8 protein-coding genes are annotated in these 7,149 nt (G+C 72.4%); 3 read left to right on the top strand and 5 right to left on the bottom strand.

The features are described 5' to 3' along the window. Together V7E45_RS37180 and V7E45_RS37175 are read right to left on the bottom strand one after the other, a co-directional pair. Nucleotides 1-1,256, bottom strand: a 1,256-nt coding sequence (locus V7E45_RS37180; RefSeq protein ID WP_333778704.1) for an NAD(P)/FAD-dependent oxidoreductase, incomplete at its 3' end; no start/stop codon positions are given. Continuing rightward, on the bottom strand, nt 1,253-1,492 hold the full coding sequence (locus tag V7E45_RS37175) for a ferredoxin (RefSeq protein ID WP_333778703.1): 240 nt from the start codon (nt 1,490-1,492) through the stop codon (nt 1,253-1,255). The genes V7E45_RS37175 and V7E45_RS37180, both read right to left, overlap by 4 nt. 274 nt (nt 1,493-1,766) lie before the next feature. Between V7E45_RS37175 and V7E45_RS37170 the strand changes: the two genes are divergently transcribed. Next, the gene (locus V7E45_RS37170; RefSeq protein WP_333778702.1) at nt 1,767-2,444 is read left to right on the top strand and encodes a GAP family protein; all 678 of its coding nucleotides are present in this window, start codon (nt 1,767-1,769) and stop codon (nt 2,442-2,444) included. A 125-nt stretch (nt 2,445-2,569) separates the two neighbouring features. Continuing rightward, nucleotides 2,570-4,201: a serine hydrolase gene (locus tag V7E45_RS37165; RefSeq protein WP_333778701.1), complete on the top strand. Its 1,632-nt coding sequence runs from the start codon at nt 2,570-2,572 to the stop codon at nt 4,199-4,201. 117 nt (nt 4,202-4,318) lie between these two features. Here V7E45_RS37165 and V7E45_RS37160 read toward each other — a convergent pair whose 3' ends face one another. Continuing rightward, nucleotides 4,319-4,918, bottom strand: a complete 600-nt coding sequence (locus V7E45_RS37160) for a TetR/AcrR family transcriptional regulator (protein WP_333778700.1) — start codon at nt 4,916-4,918, stop codon at nt 4,319-4,321. Between the two features lie 142 nt (nt 4,919-5,060). On the opposite strand from V7E45_RS37160, the gene V7E45_RS37155 reads away from it, so the two are divergent. Then, nucleotides 5,061-5,615 (top strand): ATP-binding protein, encoded by a 555-nt coding sequence (locus tag V7E45_RS37155; RefSeq protein ID WP_333778699.1) that lies wholly within the window; start codon nt 5,061-5,063, stop codon nt 5,613-5,615. An 88-nt stretch (nt 5,616-5,703) separates the two neighbouring features. Here the strand turns inward: V7E45_RS37155 and V7E45_RS37150 are convergent, their stop codons facing one another. After that, nucleotides 5,704-6,276: a dihydrofolate reductase family protein gene (locus V7E45_RS37150; protein ID WP_333778698.1), complete on the bottom strand. Its 573-nt coding sequence runs from the start codon at nt 6,274-6,276 to the stop codon at nt 5,704-5,706. A gap of 136 nt (nt 6,277-6,412) precedes the next feature. Continuing rightward, a complete protein-coding gene (locus tag V7E45_RS37145) occupies nt 6,413-7,120 on the bottom strand; it encodes a B3/B4 domain-containing protein (RefSeq protein WP_333778697.1) in 708 nt (235 codons plus the stop codon). Nucleotides 7,121-7,149: the final 29 nt, after the last annotated feature.

The following is a 7,149-nucleotide window of genomic DNA, read 5'->3' as shown; positions in this document are numbered from 1 at the left end:
GGTGTGGGGGAGGGCGGCGGGAAGGGTGCGGCCGTCTCGATCAGTCCGCGGTAGTGGTCGAGCCACTTCGCGTTGTTGAAGCTGACCGCCGCGGTGACGCGGCCCCGGTAGCCGTACGCGGCGACGAAGCGGCGGTCGGCCACCGAGCCCTGGGCGAGGACGACCTCGTCGGCGAAGGTGGGTACGCCGACGGACTTGATGTTGGCGCCGAACTGGATCGACCAGAACACCGGCAGGGTGAGGTGGGGCCAGCGGTCGGCCTGGGGGCTGACCATGTTGTGCGCCGCGACCTCGGCCTGTTCGACGGCGTTGGCCCAGTGCTCCAGGGAGATGAGCCGGTACTCGTAGACCGGGTTGGGGCAGCGTGCCACGTCTCCGGCGACGAAGACGTCGTCGGTGATCAGGCCGTCGAGGGTGAGGGCGCGGCAGCCCGTGTCGCAGGCGATCCCCCAGACGCCGGCGGCCAGTCCGGAGCCCCGCAGCCATTCGGTGTTGCGGATGCCGCCGAGTGCCACGACGGCGACGTCGGCGTCGACGGTGCTGCCGTCGTCGAAGTGCGCGCGGCGGAAGTGCCCCTGGTCGTCGCCCTCCAGCCGGGTGACCTTGACGCCGCAGCGCAGGTCGACCCCGTGGGCGCGCTGCATGTCCGTGGCGACCTCGCCGATCATGGCACCGAGCGCTCCGACCAGCGGGGCCGCCGCCAGTTCGGCGACGGTGACCTCTATGCCGCGTTCACGGCAGATCGAGGCGATCTCGGAGCCGGTGAATCCCGCCCCGATGACCAGGACGCGGGAGGGCCCGGCGGCCAGGGCCTGTTGCAGCCCCTCGGCGTGTTCGCGGGTGCGCAGGACGAAGACGCCGTCCAGGGCCGCCTCGCTCTCGACGAACCAGGGCCGGGCCCGTACGCCGGTGGAGATCAGGACCCGGTCGAAGGGGATCTCGCGTCCGTCGGCGAGGTGCACCTGGTTGGTGGCCAGGTCCAGTCCGTCCGCGGGCACGCCCAGCAGCCAGTCCGCGTCGACCGCGCGCCGGCGCGGGAGTGTGGTGCCGTCGGCCGGTACCCAGCCGGTCAGTACCTGCTTGGACAGGGGCGGCCGGTCGTACGGCTCGCCCGTCTCGTCACCGATCATGGTGAGGGAACCGGTGAAACCCTCGTCGCGCAGCGTCTCCGCGGCCCGGAGTCCTGCCAGCGACGCCCCGACGATCACGATGCGGCCCTCGCGCTTGAAGGCGCGCAGGTTGTCGGCGCTGGTCATGGCGTCGACGCCGTCACTGGTACGTCCCGGCCCTCGAGCCGTCCCTCCAACTGGTCGACCAGGATGGCCTGGACCGGGCAGGCGGCCGCCGCGCGCAGCACGCGGTCGCGCTGGGCGTCGTCGGGATTCGGGTCGTACATCAGCGCTTCCTCTCCGTGCATCCGGAACGCGTCCGGCGCGAGGAAGGCGCACTGCGCGTACCCCTGACAGCGAGAAAGATCAACCACAACTCTCATGCCGACCTCCACAGGCACCGCAGGCCGTGGGAACCCCGGATCCGGCGTCACTGCGGCGCGCACGGGACGGGACAAGCCTCGGTGAGAGGATTCGGCCGGCGGCCGCCCGGGGGAGGGGCGATGGGCCGCACTCGTCGGGTCTCCGCAGGGGGAGGTGCGTCGCGCAGCGGGCGACCGGCGTCTGTGGAACCGCCCAGAGAACCTGACCTGGTTGTGACAAAAGCCTATCCCGGGCACATATCACCTGCATGCCAGAAGAGACCGGGAGGCAGGCATGGGACAAGTGCTGGGTGATGTGCTGGGCCTGGCGGCCGGTGTCGCCGTCAGCCCGCTTCCGATCGTCGCGATCATCATCGTCCTGGCGACGCCTCACGGACGCCGCAACGGCCTGGTGTTCGCCACCGGTTGGGTGGTGGGCCTGTCGGCCCTGGGCGCGGTGACGCTGGCGATCGGCGGCGGGGGAGACGCCTCCGGCCACGGGCATCCGGCCGACTGGGTGGGGGTGCTCAAGCTCGCGCTGGGGGTGGCGCTGGTGCTCTTCGGCGTACGGCTGTGGCGGCACCGGCCCACCGATGTCACGCAGGCGCAGCTGCCGCAGTGGATGGCCGCGATCGACCGCTTCGCCCCGATGAAGATCTTCCTCCTCGCCCTGCTGCTGTCGGCCGGGAACCTGAAGAACGCCCCGCTGACCATCGCCGCGGCGGCGTCCATCAGCTCGTCGGGGCTGCCGGTCGGGCAGCAGATCGGCGCGCTGGCCATCTTCGTCGTCATCGCTTCCGTCGGGCTGCTGGTTCCGCTGGTGGTCTTCCTGATCCTGAACGAGCGGGCCGCGCCCATGCTGGGCAACTGGAAGGAATGGGCCGCACGGCACAATGTCGCGATCATGGCGGTCCTGTTCTTCGTGTTCGGGCTGAAGCTGCTGGGGGACGGCATCGACGTCCTGACGTCCTGACTCCCGCCCGGCGCCCGTTCCTCACCCGCTCGGCGACGTCCGGGTGCCGCGGCCCGGTTCCGTGCCGAGGATGGAGGGGGCGCCGGGCGGTCCCCGCGGGCGCCTGAGCGCGAGGTGACTGGATCATGGCGGAACGCGGTCGCGGGAACGGGGCGCGAAGGTGGGCCCGGGTGGGCGCCGCCGGGGTGTGCCTGGGGGTGCTCGGGGGCCTGCTGTCGGGGTGCTCCGGGACGGACGCCGCCGCCGAGAGCCCGACCGCCTCCGCGTCGCTCGCGTCCACGCCGCCGAAGCAGCCACCGCCGCAGTTGTCCGAGGCCCAGGTGCGGGCCGCCGTGGACCGGCTGGACGGCCTGGTGCGGGACGCGATGCGGCGGACCGGGGTGCCGGGGGTCGCCGTGGGCGTCGTCCACCAGGGCAGGGTGGTGTACGCGAAGGGCTTCGGCGTCCGCGAGGTGGGCAGGAGCGCGAAGGTCGACCCGGGGACGGTGTTCCAGCTGGCGTCGCTGTCCAAGCCGCTGGCGTCCACCGTCGTGGCCGGGGCCGTGGGGCGCAGGGTCGTCGGCTGGGACGACCGGATCGTCGCCCATGAACCGGGCTTCGCGCTCAAGACCCCGTACGTGAGCGAGAACGTGACGGTCGCGGACCTGTTCGCGCACCGCAGCGGGCTGCCCGACCACGCGGGCGACCTGCTCCAGGACCTGGGCTACGGGCGCGACTACATCCTGACGCACCTGCGCCTCGAACCGCTGACCCCGTTCCGCGCGAGCTACGCCTACACCAACTACGGCCTCACGGCGGCGGGCGTGGCGGTGGCCGACGCGGCGAGGACCGACTGGTCGCGGCTCGCGGCGGACACGCTGTTCGAGCCCCTGGGGATGGACCACTCGAGCTACCGGCGCGCCGACTACGACAAGGCCGCCGACAAGGCGTCGCCCCATGTCGAGGCCGACGGCCGCTGGGAGCCGTCCACCACGGAGAACGCCGACAGCCAGGCCCCCGCGGGCGGTGCGAGTTCGAGCGTCGACGACCTCACGAAGTGGATGCGTCTGCAACTGGACGACGGCGTGTTCGGCGGGAAGCGGCTCATCGACCCCGCGGCCCTGGACCGGACCCGTGTCCCGCACTCCGTCGCCATGGAGCCGCTCGCCCCGGCGGGCGAGCCCGGCTTCTACGGGCTGGGCTGGAACGTCGGGTACGACCAGCGCGGCCGGCTGCGCCTGAACCATTCCGGCGCCTTCGACCTGGGCGCCGCGACGTCGGTCACCCTGCTGCCCGGCGAGCGGCTGGGCATCGTCGTGCTGACCAACGGACAGCCCGTCGGGGTGCCCGAGGCCGTGTCCGCCGCGTTCTTCGACATCGCGCAGAACGGCGGACAGACCGTCGACTGGCTGCCGTTCTACGAGAAGGTGGTGCGGGCGGCCGCCTACACGGGCGCCTCACCCACGGACTACGCGAAGCCGCCCGCCGGCGCCGCACCGGCGAAGGCCGGCGACGTCTACACGGGCACCTACGCGAACGCGTACTACGGTCCGCTCACCGTCGCCCGTGACCGCGGCGGCGGGCTGAGCATGAGGCTCGGCCCGCACGGGATGTCGTTCCCGCTGAAGCACTACACGGGTGACACCTTCAGCTACCGGACCCGGGGCGAGAACGCGGTCGGCCTGTCCGGCGTCACGTTCCACGTCCGCTCGGGCCGCGCCACGAGCGTCACCGTCGAGCACCTCGACGCCAACCGCCTGGGCACCTTCAGCCGCTGAGTGGCGGCCGCCTCCGGTACCGAGGAACGCCGCGTCGGCACGGCGTCCTCGGGACACGGCGGGGTACGGCACGGGATGCGGTGGGCCGGCGGCCCGGTGGGCCGGCGGGCCGGCGGGTCACGCCGTGGTGCGCCAGCCGGGTTCCAGGCTGTCGAGCAGGGCGTGGAAGGCCTGGTCCGCCCGGTCCCAGTGGCCGTCCGCCAGTGGGGTGGTCAGCAGCCCGAAGCCCGCGCCGACCAGCAGGGTGGCCTGCGTCCGGGCCCGGTCCCCGGTCATGCCGAGGTCGCGGAAGACCGAGGTGAGCAGGTCCGTCCAGGCGGTGACGACGTCCCGCATGACGGGCCCGTAGCGGCTGCGGTCCAGCACGCTCGCGCTCATGAGTTCGAGGTAGAGGGGGAGCGAGGCGCGGATGTCGGGGTCATCGAAGCGCCGCCACAGCTCCTCCAGGAAGCGGCGCAGGGCCGCCGGGTCCTTCGGGGGGCCGACGGACTCCAGCAGCTCACGCACGCGGGTGAGGGGCCGGCGCTCATAGCCCCCGAGTGCCTCGGCGACCATGCGCTCCTTGGTCCCGAAGTAGTACAGGAGCATGCGGTCGCTGGTGCCCAGGGCCCGCGCCAGTGGGCGCAGGGACAGCCCCGCGAGGCCGTTGCGGAGCACGTAGGCGCGAACCCCGTCGAGAAGGTCGCGCCGCTTGGCCGGGTCTGGCGGGCGAGGCATGGGAGGCTCCCTTGGAGGCGGGCCGCCGGACCGCCGTTGGGCAGTCCGTTTTCCGGGTTTTTGGAAGGGTCTTTACTGTAGCGCCCGCTACGTCTACATTGGTGAATGTAACGACTGCTACATCTGCTAAGGATTGATTCTCATGGCCGTCCAGGCCATCGCGCACCCCGTCGCCTCCCGTCGAGGGGACCGCTCCTCGCGTGCCACCGCGCACACCTGGATCGCCCGGCAGTGGGCCCTGTGGTCCCGCATGCTCACCCCGCTGCGCCCGCTGGACGCCCCACGGGGCCGGGCCACCGCCTGGGACGCCTCCTGGCCGCTGCCGCGGGACGCGGCCTCCGTGCGGCAGGCGCGGCGCCTCGTGACGGGGCAGCTCGCCCACTGGGGTCTCGGCCACCTCGCCGACACCGCCGAGTTGCTGGTCAGCGAGACGGTCACGAACGCCCTGCGGCACACGCGGGGCCCGCTCCGGCTCAACGTGCGGCTGTGCGACGCCCGGCTGCTGTGCGAGGTCGAGGACACCGAAAGCGCGGGTCCGGTGCGCGCCGCCGTCGACCTGGACGCGGAGTGCGGCCGGGGCACCGAACTGCTCGACCTGCTGTCGGACGCCTGGGGCGGTGTCCGGACGGCCACCGGCAAGACCATCTGGTTCGAGCTGCGGGCCGGGAAGGCGGGTCGGGCCGAGCGGGTGGGCTGAGCCCCGCCCCGGTCGGGCTTCGGGCGACGCCGGCCGGCGCGATCGGCCGGTCCGGTCGGCGCAGGACGTCCGTGATCGGCCGGCCGGGTCAGCGCACGACGTCGAAGACGTTCTTCTGCAGGCCGTTGGCGTAGACCTCGTGCTCGACCAGCTTCAGCTTCTGGGCGTCCTTGTCCGTGGTGCTGAACAGGCGCTTGCCCGCGCCGAGCAGCAGCGGGAAGACGAGCAGGTGGTAGCGGTCGACGAGGCCGGCGTCCGTGAGGCCGTGGTTCAGCTCGGCGCTGCCGTGGACGATGATCGGACCGCCCTCGGTCTCCTTGAGGGCGGCGACCTCGTCGAGCGAGCGCAGAATCGTGGTGTCGCCCCAGTCCGTCACCAGGTCGTCCTCGGTGAGGGTGGTGGAGACGACGTACTTCGGCATCACCTTGTAGTCGGCGAAGTCCTCCATGGCCGGCCACACCGGGCTGAACGCCTCGTAGCTGACCCGGCCCATGAGCATCGCCGTGGCCTCCTTCTGCTCCCGGCCCTTGAGCTCGAAGGCCTCCGGGAGGAACTCGACGTCCTTGAACGTCCAGCCCGCGTTCCGGTAACCGCTCTCGCCGCCAGGAGCCTCCACGACGCCGTCGAGCGAGACGAAGGCGGTGCTGATCAGAGTGCGCATGAGGATGTCTCCGTGGTCTCGTCGTGGTCGCGTCGCCGTCTCACGCGTGGTGGGCGTGCCCCTGTGTCGCTCCCAGCATCTGACCGACAAATTATTTTGTCAAGGCGATCCGAGTTGTCGGAGGGCCGTGTCGACCTCAGGCCGCGACCATCGGCCGGTCCGGGCCGAGGTACCGCACGTCGGTGTGCTCGGCGTGCGGGGCGAGCAGGCTCTGGAGCTCGTCCGCCGCGACCTTCAGGAGATCGCCGTCGCGGGTGGCGTGAAGGGTCTCCAGGACGAAGACGGCGTGCGTGGTCTCCTCGGTCACGCGGGTGCGGTGGGCGTCGCGGTGGTTCCAGTGGCGGGTCAGGATCCCGGTGGCGTCGGCGTAGACGATCTCGCCTGGCTTCGGCCGCTCGACGGTGCCGGGCTCGCCGAGCGGGGTGAAGGACTCGGTGCCGTCGGCCCGGCGGACCACGACGTCGCCGTCGACCCGGTCCAGGTCGAAGGCCCCGGCGGGCAGGCCGTGCCGGACGGACACCGCGTTGTACGAGTCGACGGCCGGGTTGATGCGCGGCAGGCTGCCGTTCTTGGCGAGGCGGCGGCCGAGCGCGTCGACGCTGGGACGCGTACGGCGCGGGTTGGTGCCGAAGGAGCGGTAGGCGGTGTGCCAGGACTCGATGCGGGGGTCGGTCTCGTCGGCGGGCCGCCAGCTGCCGTCGGCGAGCTGCTGCTCCAGCTCCGCCAGGGCGGTGACGGTGTGCGGCCAGGGCTCGCCGCCGCGCAGTCCGCCGGCGGTGACCAGCGCGATGAGGGTGTCGGGGAACGCGTCCGCGACGGCGGGGGCGAGGTGGAAGGCGGACATGGGCGGGTTTCCGTTTCCTGCGGGGGGCG

Source organism: Streptomyces sp. IBSBF 3136, assembly GCF_036815105.1.
GTDB lineage: Bacteria > Actinomycetota > Actinomycetes > Streptomycetales > Streptomycetaceae > Streptomyces.
Note: the sequence above shows the minus strand (reverse complement) of the source record. Positions and strands in the feature narration are given on the sequence as shown.